Origin of the sequence: Niallia nealsonii (assembly GCF_002835805.1) — a bacterium.
GTDB lineage: Bacteria > Bacillota > Bacilli > Bacillales > Cytobacillaceae > Niallia > Niallia nealsonii.
The window spans coordinates 152,619-170,439 of the sequence record NZ_PISE01000031.1; the positions used below are offsets into that span (position 1 = coordinate 152,619).

At 35.3% G+C, this 17,821-nt stretch carries 17 protein-coding genes; 15 read left to right on the forward strand and 2 right to left on the reverse strand.

Features of this window, described 5'->3' with window-relative positions:
- Positions 1-28 precede the first annotated feature (28 nt).
- The 13 genes from CWS01_RS14885 (at position 29) to CWS01_RS14945 (ending at position 14,312) form a co-directional block, all read left to right on the forward strand.
- Positions 29-829 carry an HAD family hydrolase gene (locus CWS01_RS14885; protein WP_101177975.1) on the forward strand — a complete coding sequence of 267 codons (801 nt, stop codon included), beginning with the start codon at positions 29-31 and terminating at the stop codon, positions 827-829.
- A gap of 196 nt (positions 830-1,025) precedes the next feature.
- Positions 1,026-2,084, forward strand: coding sequence for an undecaprenyldiphospho-muramoylpentapeptide beta-N-acetylglucosaminyltransferase (locus tag CWS01_RS14890; protein ID WP_101177976.1), 1,059 nt, complete (start codon positions 1,026-1,028; stop codon positions 2,082-2,084).
- A gap of 298 nt (positions 2,085-2,382) precedes the next feature.
- Positions 2,383-3,777, forward strand: a complete 1,395-nt coding sequence (locus tag CWS01_RS14895; RefSeq protein WP_101177977.1) for a DEAD/DEAH box helicase — start codon at positions 2,383-2,385, stop codon at positions 3,775-3,777.
- Positions 3,778-3,964: 187 nt separating this feature from the next.
- Positions 3,965-4,561, forward strand: a complete 597-nt coding sequence (locus tag CWS01_RS14900) for a branched-chain amino acid aminotransferase (RefSeq protein WP_101177978.1) — start codon at positions 3,965-3,967, stop codon at positions 4,559-4,561.
- A gap of 76 nt (positions 4,562-4,637) precedes the next feature.
- Positions 4,638-5,657 (forward strand): STAS domain-containing protein, encoded by a 1,020-nt coding sequence (locus CWS01_RS14905; protein WP_101177979.1) that lies wholly within the window; start codon positions 4,638-4,640, stop codon positions 5,655-5,657.
- A gap of 250 nt (positions 5,658-5,907) precedes the next feature.
- On the forward strand, positions 5,908-7,380 hold the full coding sequence (dacB, locus tag CWS01_RS14910; RefSeq protein ID WP_101177980.1) for a D-alanyl-D-alanine carboxypeptidase/D-alanyl-D-alanine endopeptidase: 1,473 nt from the start codon (positions 5,908-5,910) through the stop codon (positions 7,378-7,380).
- Positions 7,381-7,533: 153 nt separating this feature from the next.
- Complete coding sequence (locus CWS01_RS14915; protein ID WP_101177981.1) at positions 7,534-8,292, forward strand: hypothetical protein; 759 nt, start codon at positions 7,534-7,536, stop codon at positions 8,290-8,292.
- A 198-nt stretch (positions 8,293-8,490) separates the two neighbouring features.
- A complete protein-coding gene (locus tag CWS01_RS14920; RefSeq protein WP_101177982.1) occupies positions 8,491-9,570 on the forward strand; it encodes an AbrB family transcriptional regulator in 1,080 nt (359 codons plus the stop codon).
- A 412-nt stretch (positions 9,571-9,982) separates the two neighbouring features.
- Positions 9,983-11,008 (forward strand): TIR domain-containing protein, encoded by a 1,026-nt coding sequence (locus CWS01_RS14925; RefSeq protein ID WP_101177983.1) that lies wholly within the window; start codon positions 9,983-9,985, stop codon positions 11,006-11,008.
- Positions 11,005-11,184 carry a hypothetical protein gene (locus tag CWS01_RS14930; RefSeq protein WP_101177984.1) on the forward strand — a complete coding sequence of 60 codons (180 nt, stop codon included), beginning with the start codon at positions 11,005-11,007 and terminating at the stop codon, positions 11,182-11,184. The genes CWS01_RS14925 and CWS01_RS14930 overlap by 4 nt, the downstream gene beginning before the upstream one ends.
- 748 nt (positions 11,185-11,932) lie before the next feature.
- The gene (locus CWS01_RS14935) at positions 11,933-12,829 is read left to right on the forward strand and encodes an HNH endonuclease (protein ID WP_101177985.1); all 897 of its coding nucleotides are present in this window, start codon (positions 11,933-11,935) and stop codon (positions 12,827-12,829) included.
- Between the two features lie 242 nt (positions 12,830-13,071).
- Positions 13,072-13,815: an alpha/beta fold hydrolase gene (locus tag CWS01_RS14940; RefSeq protein ID WP_235852081.1), complete on the forward strand. Its 744-nt coding sequence runs from the start codon at positions 13,072-13,074 to the stop codon at positions 13,813-13,815.
- Between the two features lie 92 nt (positions 13,816-13,907).
- Positions 13,908-14,312: a VOC family protein gene (locus CWS01_RS14945; RefSeq protein ID WP_101177986.1), complete on the forward strand. Its 405-nt coding sequence runs from the start codon at positions 13,908-13,910 to the stop codon at positions 14,310-14,312.
- A 99-nt stretch (positions 14,313-14,411) separates the two neighbouring features.
- Here the strand turns inward: CWS01_RS14945 and CWS01_RS14950 are convergent, their stop codons facing one another.
- Positions 14,412-15,134 (reverse strand): YoaK family protein, encoded by a 723-nt coding sequence (locus tag CWS01_RS14950; protein WP_101177987.1) that lies wholly within the window; start codon positions 15,132-15,134, stop codon positions 14,412-14,414.
- Positions 15,135-15,465: 331 nt separating this feature from the next.
- On the opposite strand from CWS01_RS14950, the gene CWS01_RS14955 reads away from it, so the two are divergent.
- Positions 15,466-16,497 carry a glyceraldehyde-3-phosphate dehydrogenase gene (locus tag CWS01_RS14955; protein WP_101177988.1) on the forward strand — a complete coding sequence of 344 codons (1,032 nt, stop codon included), beginning with the start codon at positions 15,466-15,468 and terminating at the stop codon, positions 16,495-16,497.
- Between the two features lie 146 nt (positions 16,498-16,643).
- On the forward strand, positions 16,644-16,895 hold the full coding sequence (locus CWS01_RS23210) for a DUF4362 domain-containing protein (RefSeq protein ID WP_101177989.1): 252 nt from the start codon (positions 16,644-16,646) through the stop codon (positions 16,893-16,895).
- A gap of 519 nt (positions 16,896-17,414) precedes the next feature.
- Here the strand turns inward: CWS01_RS23210 and CWS01_RS14970 are convergent.
- Positions 17,415-17,786: an rRNA methyltransferase gene (locus tag CWS01_RS14970; protein WP_101177991.1), complete on the reverse strand. Its 372-nt coding sequence runs from the start codon at positions 17,784-17,786 to the stop codon at positions 17,415-17,417.
- Between the last annotated feature and the right edge of the window lie 35 nt (positions 17,787-17,821).

Here is a 17,821-nt window from a genome sequence, read left to right on the forward strand (position 1 = left end):
AAGCAATTGTACTTAGGGGGAGAAATGAATGAAATGTGTATCGATTGATTTAGATGGCACGCTATTAAATGACTTGCATCAAATATCTGATGGCAATAAAAACATCATCGAAAAATTAAAAAAACATAAGATTGAAGTAATATTAAATACAGGCAGACAATACCCAGATGTCGTAAAAGTTGCAGGCGTTTCCGAATTAGAGGTACCAATTTTCTGCTTAAATGGCAGTATGATGTATGCGCCAAATGGAGAACTGCTGTATGAGACGACTTTATCCATTGAATTATATAAAGAGTTATTGGCAGTGCTGCAACCGTTGAATGTCGGCATTCTTGTCTATACAAATCAAGGAGGATTTCCAGCGACATTGCCTCAATTAAGAGGAAAAGCATGGGAAGAGATTCAGGCAATGTTTGATAACCAAAATTATGAAAGCATCCTACATTTAGAAAATGTAAAAATTTATAAATTAATCGCTGTTGTCGACGAAACAAATATCGCAAAAATTGCTGATGTCAAAAAAACATTGAGTAAACTCGATTCTATTTCCTTTTCTTCTTCTTTTCCAAATAACTGCGAAATTACTTCTAATGAAGCACAAAAAGGGAAAGCGATTAGACGATATGAAAACTTAAAGAACTTAAGTTTTGATGAAATTTATTCATTTGGTGATGGGGGCAATGATGTGACTCAATTTGAAGTATCCACACGTTCCTTTGCGATGGAAAATGCCCCAGATGAAATCAAAAAAAGAGCAAGTGATTTAACCAAAAGCAATAATGAAGACGGCGTAGCGTATGCGATCGAACATATTTTAAAATTAGTATAAATTTTCAGATGGCAACTTCGCTTATTTTTACAAAACAAAGACGTTTCTCTAACAAAATAGAAACGTTTTTTGTTTTTTTCCACATCCATACAGCTTTTTTGCTGAAAATAATTTATAATGATTAATTGATTGTATACATAAAATAAGGAATAGATGCCTTTAATAGAAGGAATTTACGATAGGAGTTTGATTTATTTTGAAAAAAATCGTATTTACAGGCGGCGGTACGGCAGGGCATGTGACGCCAAACATCGCTATTATAAATGAGCTGAATAAAAAAGACTGGGAAATCCATTATATTGGTTCAAAAGCGGGAATTGAAAAAGAATTAATCGAAAAAATCCAGATCCCCTATCATTCTATCTCAAGTGGGAAGCTAAGACGTTATCTATCAGTGGAAAATGCGAAAGATGTCTTTAAAGTGCTAAAAGGCTGTTTAGATGCACGGAAAGTCTTAAAAAAAATAAAACCAGCTGTTGTTTTTTCAAAAGGTGGATTTGTGTCTGTGCCCGTTGTAATTGCTGCAAACATGATGAAAATCCCAGTCATTATTCATGAAAGTGATTTAACGCCAGGACTTGCCAATAAAATTGCACTCCGTTTTTCATCGAAAATTTTTACATCATTTGATGAAACCATCAACTATTTGCCTAAGGAAAAAAGCACAGTCATTGGTTCCCCCATTAGAAAAGATATCTTAACAGGTTCTGCTGTGAAAGGAAGAGTTTTTTTAGATTTTACTAGCACTAAGCCAATCATTACCGTGATGGGCGGAAGCTTAGGGGCAAGGAAAATAAATGAAGTTATTCGGGAAAATTTAGAGGAATTAACCAAAACTTATCAAATTGTCCATTTATGCGGAAAAGGAAATATTGCAACAGAATATACAAACAATAAAAACTATAATCAGCTTGAGTATGTCCATGAAGAATTGGCAGATATCCTTGCTGCGACAAATCTTGTGATTACACGCGGCGGTTCTAATGCCATCTTTGAATTCCTCGCTCTAAAATTGCCGATGTTAATCATTCCATTAAGCAAGCTGCAAAGCCGAGGAGACCAAATATTAAATGCTAAATCTTTTACCAAAAAAGGATTTTCTTTAACATTGGAAGAAGAAGAGCTTACTTCTCAAACTTTTTTAGCGAAACTAGCGGAGTTGGAGGAAAAACAAGAAACCATGAAGCAAGCAATGCAACAATACAATAAACACGATGCGTTAACAGCAATCTTAGAGGAATTAAAAAAATATTAAAGAAAATTAGCTGATTTCATTTAAAACGAGCCTCAGAGTGTAGACAAAAAAGATGCACATTTTCAGGCTGATTGAAAGTGTCTGTCTTTCGATAAGCAGCGTTACTAGGTTTAAATAATGAGCAGCTAAACAAGGTAAGCAACAAAAAAAACGGGCGTTTGTCAACAGTCTGGGGCTGACTCTATTTGGAGTCGGCCTTTTTTTCTCGTTTCCTCCACCTTTTCCTTGCTATTTATGCTAAGAAAAGCCACAATAAGGAATGTTACATTGTTTTATATAGAAGAAAGTAGGGATTTAGTTGCAAGATTTTCAACGTTTAGGTATTTCCTCCAGATTAGAAGGAGAATTGAATAAATACGGGATTACTAGCCCGACACCCATACAAACAAAAGTGATTCCTTCCTTATTAAAAGGACAAGATATAATTGCACAGGCACAGACAGGTACAGGAAAAACCTTTGCTTTTGCTTTGCCTATACTGGAAAAAATCCAAAAGGATGCTCCTTATACACAGGCGCTTATTCTTAGTCCAACACGAGAATTGGCCTTACAGATAACAGACGAAATCAATAAAATAAAAGAAGAAGATGTAACCGTCCTTGCTGCATATGGCGGACAAGATGTGGAAAAACAGCTCCATCGTTTAAAACAGCAGATTTCCATCATTGTCGCAACACCAGGACGTCTAATCGATCATCTCAGAAGAGGAACGATTGATTTAAGCAAGCTTTCTTTCCTTGTGTTAGATGAAGCAGATCAAATGCTTCATATTGGCTTTTTGGATGAAATTGCATTTATTATGAAACAAACACCAAATGATCGCCAAACGATGCTGTTTAGCGCCACTATTTCATCGGATATAAAAAAATTGGCCAAAAAATATACAAAAAATGCAGCATATATAACGGTCGAAAAGAAACAAGGCCCTGCTTTAACCGTAAAACAAATCAGCATGCACACACCGCCACGGGCAAAACAAGGTGCGTTAATGTCCCTAATTAACGAAGAGCAGCCATTTATGGCCGTTATTTTTTGCCGCACTAAACGTCGGGTATCCAAATTATATGAAGTGCTTCGCGCTAATCGTTTTTCCTGCCGGGAACTTCACGGCGATCTTTCCCAAGCAAAAAGAGAACAAGTAATGAAAGAGTTCCGCGAAGCGAAATTCCAGCTGTTGATTGCAACAGATGTAGCAGCAAGAGGATTGGATATTGACGGCATTACCCATGTATTTAACTATGATATGCCGATGGATGCAGAAAGCTATGTCCACCGAATTGGTCGAACAGGCAGAGCGAAGGCAGAAGGATTTGCGGTGACGTTTTATTCATCCGATGACCGCCCTTTATTAGATGCTATTGAAAAAGAATTAAACATTACCATCGAAAAAAAACCATTGCTGAAAAAAGACGGAAATGACACCGAACAGCCTAAAGATCATACCCATACAAAGGTCAGCAAATACTCTAAAAATAAGCATGCAAAAAAAGGAACCTTTAAAGGTGAAAGGAAAAGCAAGCCGGCGAAAAAAGACGCTACTTCTTCAAAACAAGAAAAAGGCAATGCTTCTAATAAAAAACAAGAAACCAAACAAAAAGAAACGAGTCCTGCTTTTGAGCGCTTTAAAGAAGCACGCAAGAAAAAAACGACTGGCAGTGCCATCTTTAAGCCGAAAAAATCAAAAAAACGCTAATCAACTATTTTTATCACGCATTAACGGGCTTTTGACCCTCACCTAAGGGATGGTAAGGGAAAACGAGAAATCTAGGTGGGGGATAACTGCCCATAAAGGCCTGATTGAAGTTTCACTTTATCCGGTAGATTCCCTTTTTCTACTGGATGTCTTACATAGTATACGAAAATGAATAGGAGACCAAAACATGTTAAAAAAACAGATGCAAATATATATAGAACAACAGACAAAAACAAATGGATCGCTTTTTTTCTTTTCAGAAGAAAAAAAATATCTACTTGGACACTCTTTTGTTGTAGAGAAGGAGCTAGAGGAAAAAAACACTGCAGAAAGATTTCCTAATATATATTTAGAATTAGCGAGTAAAGAAACAGATGAAACGATCGAAGAGAATGTCGATTCCACTTTTTTAGCAACAGAAATTCACTATTTCGAGAAAAAGATAGAAGAATATTTATACGTAGAATCAGATGCTTTTGTCATTGTTGGAGTAGAATCCCTCTCTTTAGAAGTAGATTCTGTTTTTCGTACATATGAAGGAATATTCGGTTTAAAAATTCCCAAAAAAGCAGAAGGAGCGATCCGTAGCTTTTTCGAAAAAACATTAGAAGGGAACCATACTACCTATAATTTAATGTTTAATGCACAAGATGGAATGTGGGATGTCAACTTACCGATTGAAGCCATTCCAGGTTTCTCCAATCAAATGAACATAGGGGACGTATTGCAGCTTATTTATTTATTTTTATTCCAATTAGGTGAAGAGCTGGAAAAAAAGCAGTAAAATAGTGGAAAACAATGGAAAAAATTTGGATGAATAAACTATTTACCTATGTAAATGCAAGAAATGAGGGAAACGTATGTCAGACTCCATCGTGCGTGTAAAAGTAAATAAAAACGAATTTACTTGGGATAAAGAGAACGGATTATTTAGTTTTGATGGTGCACCTGCTCTTCTCTTTTGGGATACTGCCATTGAGTTATTTATTGAGACAATTATGGAAGTTTCTGGCCCTGATGTATCAACCACTGTATTTGAAGCGACTGGATTCCGTATGGGGAAGCTTGTCAGCAGCTATTATAAAGACAAGTTTGACATTGAAGAAGTCTTTACTCAATATAGCGATATTTATCGAAATGCTGGCTGGGGCAATATAGAAGTTGCCTACTTTTCATTAGAAGAGAAAAAAATAATTGTCCGTTTAAAAAACAGCTGGGAGCACCGTATTTTCAAATTATTAGATAAGGATCAAGCGTCTGTGCTTTTGCCAAGTCATTGGGCAGGAGTATTCTCTAGTCTTCTTGAAGAAAATATGTGGTATAAGCTGACGAAAAATCAATTAGCCGGGGATGAATATGATGAAGTAGAAATTTTTCTGTCTACTATCACCCCAAATCAAAATATTCATGCTCTGACAAGACAAAAAGAACAAAAATATATCCAGGAGCTAGAAGAGCAAGTGGATAATCGTACAAAAGAATTAACTAGCCTTGTAAAAACATTATCTACCCCTGTTTTACCAGTACTGCAAGGGGTGTTGGTGATTCCGCTTGTTGGAAAATTTAATGATGAACGCATGGAAGATCTTATGCAAAAAGCATTGTTTGAGTTTACGAAACAACGGGCCAATTATTTGCTTTTAGATCTAACGGCCATTAATGGGTTTGATGAATACGTCGTTGACCGTTTGCAAAAACTGGTGAAAGCAGTGGAATTAGTAGGGGGAAAATGTATTTTGGTTGGCATTTCCGCTTCTTTCAGTCTGCAGATCATTCAATCGGGAGTCAACTTAAAAGATATTCCATCTTTTTCTACATTAGAACAAGGAGTCGAATTTGCCTTAGAACAAACAGGCTTTGAACTAATCAAAGCAAAATAATGCTTTTCCATTTTATAATAAAAGCTGCTAGAAAAAAGAGGTGCTTTGTCTTTTTTCTAGCAGCTTATTTTTTGTTAAGCCCATACAAACGCCAGTCTTGCAAAAGAATGAGCGAATACGGTGATTCAAATGAAAAGTTCTACTAAAAAATTCTATCGCTGCCTAGATTGGCAATTTTAAAAAGCTTGGTTTAATGCCACTTGATTGTGTCAACACTGATTTAAAAAGAAGCTCAATCAGGGGAGAGTGCATGGAAAAAATGAAACAGATTTTATTAGCAGGTATGGTTACAGTACTTATATTGACGCAAAATTGGAGCAATAGCCAAGCAGAGGCAGACACTATTTCATTTGCCCTTAACAACGAAATACAATCCATTGTTTTAAATGAACCGGCATTAAAAGGAAGTCTTGCAGGCATTAGCATCAGAGACCAGCAAAGCGGCAATATAGTGTATGAGCACATTGGAAATATCAGACTTGCCCCTGCCTCGAATATGAAATTGTTGACAGCAGCTGTTGCTTTATCTGTTTTAGGAGAAGATTATCGTTTTTCTACAGAAGTAGCCACAGATGGAAAAATCAAAAATAATATTTTGCATGGCAATCTTTATTTAAAAGGAAAAGGAGATACGACCTTAATGGCAGATGATTTGGATCAGCTTGCCCGTACATTGAAAAACAAAGGCATTCAAAAAGTGACTGGCAGCCTTATCTATGATACGAGTTGGTATGATTCTATCCCCTTATCGGTTGATCTTGCCTGGAGCGATGAAGCGACCTATTACGGGGCAAAAATTTCTCCGTTAACTGTTTCGCCGACTAAAGAATATGATGCAGGAACGGTTTTGATTAAAACAGCACCTGCCAAAAAAATGGGCGCTTCGGCCATCCTAACAGCAAAACCAGCAACAAATGCAATAACTATCATAAATAAAACCAAAACGGTTGAAAAACAAGGAAAAAAGAAACTACGCTACACGAGAGAGCATGATGGGAAAAAAATTATCGTTTCAGGCACTATTCCTATCGATGCTTCCGCTGACTCAGAATGGATATCTGTTTTCGATCCAAGCAAAGTGGCAGCTGATTTATTTCAACAATCCTTAACAAAACAGGGAATCCAAACATATGGCATCCATAAAGGCGTTACACCAGAGCTTTCTACTCTTATGGCCTCACAAGAATCTATTCCCTTATCCAAGCTCCTGATTCCGTTTATGAAATTAAGCAATAACACCATTGCCGAGACATTGCTGAAAGAAATAGGAAAAGTCAAAAGGGGCAAAGGAAGTTTTGAAGCAGGCATTGCTGTTGTCAAAGAGGAGTTGAAAAAGTTTGGATTAAATCCTGATCATATGCTGATTCGTGATGGCTCTGGCATTTCACCGATTGATTTTGTGACTGCAAATGATCTGTCGCTTTTATTGTTTCATATCCAAAAAAAGCCGTGGTTTCCCGTGTATCTAACTTCCTTGCCAGTGTCAGGAAATACAGAACGGCTCGTTGGCGGAACATTGCGCTATCGCCTTCATTCTGAAAATACCAAAGGCAAAGTGCGGGCTAAAACAGGATCTTTATCTGCTGTGAGCACATTATCTGGTTATGTGGAAAGCAGAAGCGGTAAAAAGTATATCTTTTCAATCCTTCTGAATCATTTAGTAGACGATGATAAAGGAAAACAAATTCAAGATAAAATCGTGGAAACATTGGCAGCCTATTGATACGCTTATCTATAGCTTATTTGCGCCGTCAAAAGGGCTATTCTATATGATTCAACCGTTTTTTTATAAATGGTAAAATCTTTTTCCTCTCTTACATCTTTTTTCCAAAATTGGACAAGATAAGATCAAGTTGAACACCTAGGAGGAAAATTAATGAAAAAAGAATTGCTTTTTGCGTTTGCTGCCTTCTTTTTTATGTCCTTAAGTGCGATTACAGGTGTATATGCATTAGAAAAAGAAGAGATGGAAAAAATAGTGCAGGAGAAATCCATTGATTTTGCAAAAGATGGTTCCAATGAAACGGTTCAATTAAAAGGAATCACAATAAAAGAGGAATCTAATTTTTTTAAAGAACTTTCTTTAGAAGTGAAAAATGAAGCAGACAAAACCAATACTATCCCCTTAGAAGGCGGCTATAAACCGACTCTCGAAACGGTGGATATTAATGGTGATCAAATAAAAGAAATATTTATTACCGTTTTTACTAATAAAAAATTGAGCAAAGCCACTTATTATTTATATTCCGTATCAAAGGGCAATGTAGAAGAGATTGCATTGCCAGAAACCCCTAGTATTTCTAGTCAGTTCAAACCGGATTATAAAGCTGAATTATCCATTTCAGGGCAAAAAACCTATCTTTTTAATTTATACAGCAAAAAAGATACATATGAGAAGTTAGGTTTGTATCATAATGGCCAATTAAATGAGCCGACGGAGTTAATTGTCCAGCCATTTTCGCCTCTTACTGTTATCACTTATCACGAAAAACCAGCTTTAAAAGGAAAACAAAAAATAAGTGGGATTGCGCCTGTTGATACGATTGCTTTTTTAGAAACGATATGGACGAAAACAAAAAAAGGCTGGAAATTAGAAAAAATGACCATGAAAGAAATCAGCCATCATGGACAATAACTGAGAAAAAGCTTAAAAGTACTAGATATATGTAGTATTTTTAAGCTTTTTTATTGGGGAGATTTATTAGAAACTTTGAACAAGAAAAGCATTTATATCCACCTTTTCTTCGTTTTGTCCCTTTTTCTAATCTATAAAGTAGTATAATGAAACAGAAGGGAACTAGACTCGTAGGCAAGAAGGGAATGGAATGATGCTATGTCTTATTTAAAATTACTTGTTTCTGCCTGTATTGGCGGATTGCTTTTTTACTTTTTTCATTTGCCGTTGGCGTGGATTCTTGGTCCAATGATTGGCACCATTTTTTATACGAAACTCACCAAACAATTGATAAAAATGCCTGTCCTTTTTCGTGATCTTGGCTTCATCTCCATTGGCTATACGATCGGCCTTACCTTCTCTAAAGAAGCTTTAGTCGAAATGTTTACCCATTTGCCCTCCATGTTAGCGATGACTTTATCCATGATTGCATTTAGTCTGATTCTTGCATTTTTCACCACAAAAATTACACATACAAACTATAAGTCTACAATAGCTGGAAGCATTCCAGGAGGTCTCACACAAATGGTGGCCTTATGTGGAGAAATGAAAGGCATTGATCTTGCGGCAGTGACTATTATCCAAGTGACTAGAATTGTGTCCGTTGTAATGCTTGTTCCATTTCTTGTATATAGTCCTTTGCTTCATGGAAACGAACAAGCAGGCGAAGTGATGACACATATGAGCACTTCTTACCAATGGTCTATCCTTCCGTTTATCCTTTTAGCTGCAAGCGCTGCGTTTCTTAGTAAAAAAGGCAAGTTTCCTACTCCATTCCTAATTGGTCCGATTATAATCATCGCGATTCTTGTTATAGCAGGGATTCATGCGCCGGCACTGCCAGTCAGTCTTATCAGCATTTCCCAGCTTTTTATCGGCATTGATTTAGGATTGCGTGTAAAACTTGGAGAAATAGAGAAAAAAGCAATGTTTTCCACTGTCGCTATTATTTCTTCGTTTTTATTAGTCGTTTTTTCCTTTGTTTTAAGCAGTATCCTCCTTCATTTGGAAAACGGCATCACACTGATGACCGCATTTATTGCCCTTGCTCCAGGAGGCATGGCAGAAATGGCGATACTCGGCCAATCTGTAGGCGGTGATTTAACCGTGATTACAACCTATCAACTATTTAGGCTATTGTTTATTCTTTTTTGTGTACCATCTATACTAAAATGGATTTTTCTTTTATTGGATTGGAATGAAAAGCGAAAATTGGTAGTAAAGAGTGAGGGGAAATAACATTTTAGTTGGAGAATCTTTTGATTCCGTATCATGTAATCAAAAGATTTTTTTTAACAGAATCATCAGCATCGTAATTTAAAGTCAACTTTTATCTTGAATAGGAGAGAAGACCTCACTTCATTAAAATATACAGACAATTAAAAAAGGAATACACAAATGATGGGAAGATTTAATAAGGGATTTCATTCTAAAAAATAGAAAGGATACGTGGATAAACAAAAAGTACCGTGCTTTTCCTTGCCGTCGTCGAATAAGCCAGTATTCGTTTCAACAGAAAGCATCCTTTTTTAGCTAGGGCTTTCTTATCATATGTTATGTATTTACCTTTATTCTAGAAATATCTATGCTATAATTTTTTCGATATCATAAGCAATATCGTTTTTTACATACAATATGGGGAGAGGATAATATGTCAGAAAGAAGACCAAAGGTTTTTATTGGCTCTTCAAGAGAAGCAATTGACTATGTAAATGCACTACAAGGACATTTAAGCTATCATGCAGAGGTTACACCATGGTCGGCTGGAGCTTTCCAGGGAATGAAATACACCATGGAGTCGCTTGAAATGCATTTAGAACAAAATGATTTTGCTGTTTTTATATTTTCTAATGATGATATTACAAAAATACGCGAACATACATACCATACTACAAGAGACAATACTTTGTTTGAAATGGGTTTATTTTGGGGCAGGCTAAAAAGGGAAAGAGTATTTTTTATTATTCCAGATACAGTTGCAAAAGAAGTGAATGGAGAGAAGGTAGAAGGATACCATCTTCTTTCTGATTTAGTCGGATTAACCGCTTTAACTTATGAATCATCCCGTGGTGATGGAAATCATTCTTCCGCAGTAAATACTGCTGCAGGAGAAATAATCGGCATTATAAAAAAATTGGGCCGCTTTGAAGATGCTAAATTATTATTAGAAGAAGCAAGGATGGTTCAAAAAATTAAGAGAAGATCGACTATCTTCACAAGAAAACTTTCAAAAGCACTTATAAAGTTGAATCATAAAAATATTTATGATCACTTAGAAGCTTCGTTTCGTTCTGCATATCTGCTGCCTAGCAGTGCTTATATGGAAGGTGTAGGTATCTGGAGAAGTGATGGAACAGATGGTTTAAAACATGTATCGGGGCATATTGGACAAAAAGATTTTTATCCATTTAATATCAATGCCGATAAAGAAGAAGGAGATTTAGAGCGTATCCACATAATTGATTGTTTTCAAGATAAAGTGGAGATTATGGAATTAAACAAGGATATTGGTGATAAAATTTATCTAATATGTTATCCTATAAGGGAAGAGTTAGTTATAACTGTTACGATAGGCAACGATAGTTTTTTAACGGAAGAAGAAATGATTTCCATATTTGCGGGGAATCATGAACTGATTCGAATTGTTGATGATATTTTTGGAGGTGTTACGGTATGAGCAATATCATTGATTTTAAAGTAGTAAAGAAAATGCTTTCGGATCAAGAATTGGAAGATTTTAAGAAATCCATTGTTCATCCAAAAACGCCAGTAGATGGAAAACAAAAAGCAGGAACTGTTGTATTCCGAAGAAAAGCGAATTATAGTGAATCATTTGGAAAAGAACAGTATTGATAAGTGTTATTGCAAAGAATTTTTCCGTTTTAAAGGAGATTCTACATGCATGAAAAATAAATGTGCACGTTACCGCAGAAAAACCAGCAAAAAGGAAGAACAACAAAAAAATAAACAAAAGACATTCTGACCATTGTTAGAGTGTCTTTTTGTCGCCTAGTTCCTTTGTTATAATAATTGGATAATTGCACTTATTATACTTCAGAAAAATATTTATCTAATGCTCATATTGAAAAATTGCAGATTTTCAATGTAAGGTTAAAATACAAGTAGAGCGTGATAAACCATTTTGAATCCCCGTTCCTAAGAAAAAAGCGAATGGGGATTTTTTCTTAGAACAATACTGTATGTTTATCTATAGAAAAGCCGTTTTTAGCATTTTATAATAGTTCGTGTTTAAAAGAAATCTAAAAGTGTCCGGCCTGTGAAAGAATGGCATTTTCACAAATAAATACCGAACAATACAAACTTTACACCTTATTAATATTCGTTTATACTCTTTTCTTTTATTTGAACTCATGTCTTCACCTTAAATTTTTTCTATATACTCCTTATATAGCATTCCAATATCGTTAGTTTGTGTAAAATAACATCATTTTTGATAAATAGTTTTGCCTGACTCCATTTTTTCTATATTCCACTGTAATTTTTTATAAAAATTTTCCTTTTTCAACCTATCTTTTTCCTTTTAATAGTAAAATAAAAATAGTTCATCAGATAGACAGAATGCTAAAAAGGAGCGTTGGTTATGGGGATTATTCGGGGACTTGGGAAAGTAGTCAATACAGTGGTTGGAGATACAGCAAAAAGCGGTGTAAACATACTAAGCAAAGCCGTTTCCAGCAAAAATGGGAAGCTGGGAGAATATATTGGTGAAGTAGGAAATAGCGTTATTGAGGCGTCCAAAACGGCGGTCGATTCAGTTGGGCAATTTGCAGATGGAGCGGTTCAAGGAACATATGGGATGTTAAAACAAAATGACTACCATAAACAACAAGGCTGGGCGGATATAAAAGATTCAACCGGACGCACAGTAAAAGGGATTGGTTCCGGAATCATCTACACCGTGAAAAGTGGAGCCATTACCATAAATGGGGTAAAAAATAAGGATAAAGAGCAAATCATCTGTGGCTTAAAAAATATCGGAAAAGTTGCAGCGGTCACAACTTTTGCAGTAGGCGTTGTTGATATTATCGATGGAACAGATATGGTAGAAGCAGAAGAAATCGACACAAGAAATGATCAGTTAAATGGAGTGGAACATGTAGAAACCGGTGTGTCTTTTGTAGAAAAAACGGTGGAGCTGCCAAATGGAGCGGAAGTGACGGGAACATTTCCTGAATTTGAATCCAAATTTAGTGTGGTGCTGGTAGAAGAGGTTTATTTAGAAAGTGATTCGACGCAATTTCATATAGCCAATGAAACTTTTTATCAATCGATTCAAGAAAATCCAGATTTAGCAGCAGAGCTGAATTTATCACCCGCTGATATACAATCTTTAGAAAATGGAATAACGCTTGACGGATATGTGTGGCATCATTCGGAAGAGCCAGGTGTTCTGCAGCTAGTGGATGAAGACATTCACGAGAATACAGGACATACAGGAGGCCGGGAGCTGTGGGGCGGTGGAAGTGAGAACCGATAGAAATTTAAATGAAGATAATAATTTATAGGATAGTTTGGTTCATGATGAGGGCTAATTATCCTTTTTTATTTGCAGAATGGACTAAATAAATTATCCTTTGCCAGCTGTTTCTCTCAAAAGAAGAAGGAAACGATTACGTGAAAAAGAAATATCATGAAACTAATAGCTTATGACAAACGTAAATAAGGTTAAGGAGAATTAAATAAAGGAAGGTGTTACTACTGAAAATAGAGAAATATAAAATGGAAACATCAAAAGGGAAGTTACAATATAATATTAGCGGAAATGGGAAGCCAAAAATAGTTCTGATTAACGGCGGTTCGGGACCGATAGAAGGTTGGATGAAAATAATTACAGAAATCTCGGAATTCTCATCCGTGTTTTCCTACAATCGTTTTGGTATTACTGGTAGCGATAAGCCAAAAGAAGCTCAAGATGGCATGACGATTGTTAGAACTCTACGTGAAGCTTTAACAATAGTGGAATTTGAACCTCCATTCTTATTAGTTGGACATTCATTAGGTGGTCTGTATGCAAATCTATATGCCCGACTCTACCCAAATGAAGTAGAAGGAGTTGTCTTTTTAGAATCCAGCCATCCGAAAGATTTAAGCCTTAATGAATATCAAGGTAAGACTATAAAAGCAATTAATAAGGTGTTCACCATGTTTGATTCATTGTCTTCTCATAAACAATTCAATGAAGTTAATTTTGTGAAAGAAACTGTGAATCAAATTCATCAAATAGACTCTTTTCCCGAGATACCAGTATATGTAATTACAGGTGGGAAAGAAAATCGAATGATGCCAGAGGAAGTTCGAAAAAAACGACTAGATAATCAATTAGAATTACTTTTGTTATCAAGAAACAGCAAACATATTGTTGCTGAAAAAAGCGGTCATTTCCCGCAATTGTCAGAACCTGATGTAGTCATTGATAGTATCAAGAATTGTATAAAACAAATAACTAACACAACCGATATCTAATTAACATAAAGTTTTTTGTGTCGAATTGTACACTGTATAAGCAAAAATAAGCTATTCCATAGATGTGAAAAAAGAGAAGGAGGAATTCCAAAATGAAACTGGATATGGTTGGTCTTAAGGTACAAAATATGGCACAATCTTTAGCTTTTTATGAGGCATTGGGATTTGGTGTTTTATCAGGAGGTCCTAATGAAACTTATGCAGAATTGAACAATAATGGTGTGCGTGTTTCATTAAATTTGTTCACTATGCTCTCAGAGGTTTATCAAATACCATTAGAAGATGTTCTGAATCAGAACGAAGCAGCCATTCCTAAAGTAGAACTGGCCTTTCTTGTAGATGAACCAAAACAAGTAGACGATAAATACCAAGAATTAAAAGATAAAGGCTATGAAATCTACCGGGAGCCATGGGATGCCTTTTGGGGGCAGCGTTATGCGATTATTAAAGATCCCGATAACAATCTGTTAAGCCTTTTTGCCCATTTAGAAGGCTAGAACACTTCTTTTACATATAAACAAAAAAAGCGATCAACTGAGATTTATCAGCTAGTCGCTTTTTTCGTGTCATAACAGGCATAAATGATTGAATGCTATTTATCCGTTAGAAATATGTTTTGTTAGTGCTGCTGTTTTTCTAATATAGCCTTTGTCTCGATGATAAAGGATTAGCGCAATAACTAGCACGCCTGCTGCAATCCAGATCGAAGTGTTTCCTATAAAGGTAGTAGTAAAGGTTCCTAATAATGCACCAAATAAAAAAGAAATAATAATAACAAAAAATTGTTTAAACTGTTTTTTTGCTTCTGCATTATGATAAATAAATGCTGCATAAGCCGCTTGAGTTGCCGTCCGAAGGCTTCCTGTCGTCATCGTCGAATTATAGGCCCACTTATCTAATTTATTAAAAGTAGAAATCTGCAAAGAAGAAACAAAAGCAAGACTTGTTGTGACAATAATGTTTGGCACACTTGACGGCAAAAAACCGACTATGATTAATACAAGGCATTCTAAAATCAAAATAGAACGTCGATAGCTGTACAATAATTCCCGCAAAAAGGGAATCTTAACTATTTCTGAAACTAAAACTCCTATAATAAAAGCAAGGATGGGCGGAATAAAAACGAGGGCACTTTTCCACTCTCCAGTTGCTAGATTAACGGCAAATAAAACGATATTTCCTGTTTGTGCATTTGCAAACACCCCGTCCCTTGAAATAAATGTATAGGCATCTAAAAAACCGCCAACAATTCCTAATAAAACCGCTAAATGAACGGAATTGGAAGCTAAGGATGGAATCGTTTTTTGTATAGGCTTCATTTGTGAATCTCCTTTATGATGTGAAACAATTTCACTTATGGGTTTCGCTATTTTACATGTATCTTCTGCTAAAACTTTAACATAATACTCTCATAAATTCTGTAAGGAAAATGTGAACTTTTATTTTCAGAAAAAAATTCTCTCTATAAAGAGGGACAATGAAATGGATACGAAAGGGAAAAGAACGTCACAAAAGTTGAAAATAAAGAAAATTTTCAATTATAGAAATAAAATTAAATGGAAACATAATTCTTTATTTTTCAATATAACGTGTTATACTTTTATTGAAAAATAAAGAATTAGTATAACACATAAAAAGGAGCGGATGTTAATGAGTGTTACAATTGCGATAAATGGGTTTGGCCGAATTGGAAGAATGGTCTTTAGACAAGCTATCCTGAAGGAAACTATTCATATTGCAGCAATTAATGCTAGTTACTCTGCAGAAGCGTTAGCACATTTAATTAAATATGACACAACACATGGCAAGTTTGATGGAGAAATAGAGTGGGAGGAAGAGGTTTTAATTGTAAATGGAAAACGCATTTTGTTAATAAATGAGCGGAATCCATCATTGTTACCGTGGAAACAATTACATATAGATATTGTGGTAGAAGCAACAGGCAAATTCAATAGCCGGGAAAAAGCGGCTCTTCATTTAGAAGCAGGAGCAAAAAAAGTAGTATTAACAGCACCTGGAGACAATGTAGATGCAACGATTGTAATGGGTGTAAATGAAGAAACATTAGATATACACGAACATACCGTTATCTCCAACGCATCATGTACAACTAATTGTTTAGGACCCGTTGTAAAAGTGATTGACGATTCATTTGGCATTGAAAATGGCTTGATGACAACTATCCATGCGTATACAAACGATCAAAACAATATCGACAATCCTCATAAAGATTTAAGACGAGCAAGATCTTGCGGGCAAAATATTATCCCAACAACAACAGGTGCCGCTAAAGCTTTAAAACTGATTTTGCCTCATTTAGACGGCAAACTTCATGGCATGGCCTTAAGAGTGCCTACTCAAAATGTTTCTCTTGTGGATTTAGTGGTTGATTTAAAGAAAAACACAACAGTAGAAGAGGTAAATAATTGTTTTGCTAAAGCACAAAAAGAAGAGTTAAAAGGCATTTTGGAAATTACCGATGAACCTTTAGTATCGAGCGATTTTAATACCACAACGGTTTCAGCAACAATCGATGGCTTATCGACCATGATGATTGGAGAAAAAAAATTAAAGATACTTGCATGGTATGATAATGAATGGGGTTATTCTTCAAGAGTGGTAGATTTGGTTGCTTATGTTGGAGAGCAGCTTAATCAAAAAAATACAGCATTGGTTGGGTGAAAAGTCGAATAACAGAAGAAAAAGGCTTGCTGATGTTCGATTGGCAAGCTTTTTTCTTGGAAAAAATAGTCTTATATTTTGAAAAGGCTAATCAGAATAAGATAGCATATACATACAAAAATACGTAATAGCAGAGCGTAATAATAATGGAGAGATATGTAGCTATAATCATTGCGATACTATGTATAAATAGTTTGGCGGCCTGCTCTAAATCAGAATCAATCGCTCCTCATCATTTCTATTCATCTGAGGAAGCAATCAAAAATGGCGATATTGTTATACATGGGGAAATAAACAATAATAATAATATAGAGAGATGGGATCAGTTTTTAAAGAAAGTAGCCGAAAAACAAACAGATACCATTCGTATCACAAGCTACACAAATGAAGGAGACTGATTTTTCAGAATTTTAATTATAATGAAGATAAGCAGAAAATTATCTATCATTTGGATAACTCACAGGATAGCTATGCTGGAGAAGATAGGGGCATAGAAAAAGCCGAATGTTCCCATATAGAGAAGAAATCGAATAACGAAGAACAGATAATAGCATATTATATTTCTGGATGTTCCAACAACGAAGAAACGCTGCTTATGCAAGTCGATAAATAGTACCTGAAAATGCAGGAACTCGATAATAGTTTTGAGTGTGCATAAACGAACAAATAAAAAATGAATTGAAACACCCGCAAAAAAAATCTTATAAAATGTTTGTGTGATCAATAAAAATATTGCTGTGAACGTATCGTATTAAATTAAGTGGATTAAATGATAGACGTACTCGTAATTTTTTATTTCGTCTCACTATCATAAGTATACTTAATAATGAGACAGAATATTTCCTTTTTTATATGACTTCCTATAATATATATTATGTCGGGGGCGTTATTTGAAACAAAAAAAGAGCAAGCAGCACTTACTCCACTCTATATCGATAATCCTTTGATTTTATATGTTCTAAATCAATGTATTTTGTACTGTATTCAATGACATCATTGATAAATAATTGATGTTTTTGGGCAAATTCTTTTACATAATTTAATAATTCTTTATCATATGTTGTTTTATATTGAATTCGATCTTTTGGTCTTGTTTTTTTATCAAACGTGATGCTTCCATCCGCCAACACATGCTGCAATCCATTTTCAATTAAATAATTGGCGTGCGTATCATGTTCATCAGCAAGCTCATTTAATTGTGCAATAATGCTTTTGCTGATATTTGTGCGAAACTTTACTCTTGTTTCATCGATTTCTTGAATCAATCTCCCATTAACCTTTTTCCACATGTTTATTTCACCTTTTTTTATTTAGTATATTTTTC

What these genes read in the sequence shown, in the direction of transcription:
- CWS01_RS14935 (WP_101177985.1), top strand. Translation starts at nt 11,933, where the DNA reads ATGGGGATTATTCGGGGACTTGGGAAAGTAGTCAATACAGTGGTTGGA.
- CWS01_RS14955 (WP_101177988.1), top strand. Translation starts at nt 15,466, where the DNA reads ATGAGTGTTACAATTGCGATAAATGGGTTTGGCCGAATTGGAAGAATG.
- CWS01_RS14915 (WP_101177981.1), top strand. Translation starts at nt 7,534, where the DNA reads ATGAAAAAAGAATTGCTTTTTGCGTTTGCTGCCTTCTTTTTTATGTCC.
- CWS01_RS14950 (WP_101177987.1), bottom strand. Translation starts at nt 15,134, where the DNA reads ATGAAGCCTATACAAAAAACGATTCCATCCTTAGCTTCCAATTCCGTT.
- CWS01_RS14920 (WP_101177982.1), top strand. Translation starts at nt 8,491, where the DNA reads ATGTCTTATTTAAAATTACTTGTTTCTGCCTGTATTGGCGGATTGCTT.
- CWS01_RS14930 (WP_101177984.1), top strand. Translation starts at nt 11,005, where the DNA reads ATGAGCAATATCATTGATTTTAAAGTAGTAAAGAAAATGCTTTCGGAT.
- CWS01_RS23210 (WP_101177989.1), top strand. Translation starts at nt 16,644, where the DNA reads ATGGAGAGATATGTAGCTATAATCATTGCGATACTATGTATAAATAGT.
- CWS01_RS14970 (WP_101177991.1), bottom strand. Translation starts at nt 17,786, where the DNA reads ATGTGGAAAAAGGTTAATGGGAGATTGATTCAAGAAATCGATGAAACA.
- CWS01_RS14885 (WP_101177975.1), top strand. Translation starts at nt 29, where the DNA reads ATGAAATGTGTATCGATTGATTTAGATGGCACGCTATTAAATGACTTG.
- CWS01_RS14925 (WP_101177983.1), top strand. Translation starts at nt 9,983, where the DNA reads ATGTCAGAAAGAAGACCAAAGGTTTTTATTGGCTCTTCAAGAGAAGCA.
- dacB (WP_101177980.1), top strand. Translation starts at nt 5,908, where the DNA reads ATGGAAAAAATGAAACAGATTTTATTAGCAGGTATGGTTACAGTACTT.
- CWS01_RS14945 (WP_101177986.1), top strand. Translation starts at nt 13,908, where the DNA reads ATGAAACTGGATATGGTTGGTCTTAAGGTACAAAATATGGCACAATCT.
- CWS01_RS14940 (WP_235852081.1), top strand. Translation starts at nt 13,072, where the DNA reads ATGGAAACATCAAAAGGGAAGTTACAATATAATATTAGCGGAAATGGG.
- CWS01_RS14900 (WP_101177978.1), top strand. Translation starts at nt 3,965, where the DNA reads ATGTTAAAAAAACAGATGCAAATATATATAGAACAACAGACAAAAACA.
- CWS01_RS14905 (WP_101177979.1), top strand. Translation starts at nt 4,638, where the DNA reads ATGTCAGACTCCATCGTGCGTGTAAAAGTAAATAAAAACGAATTTACT.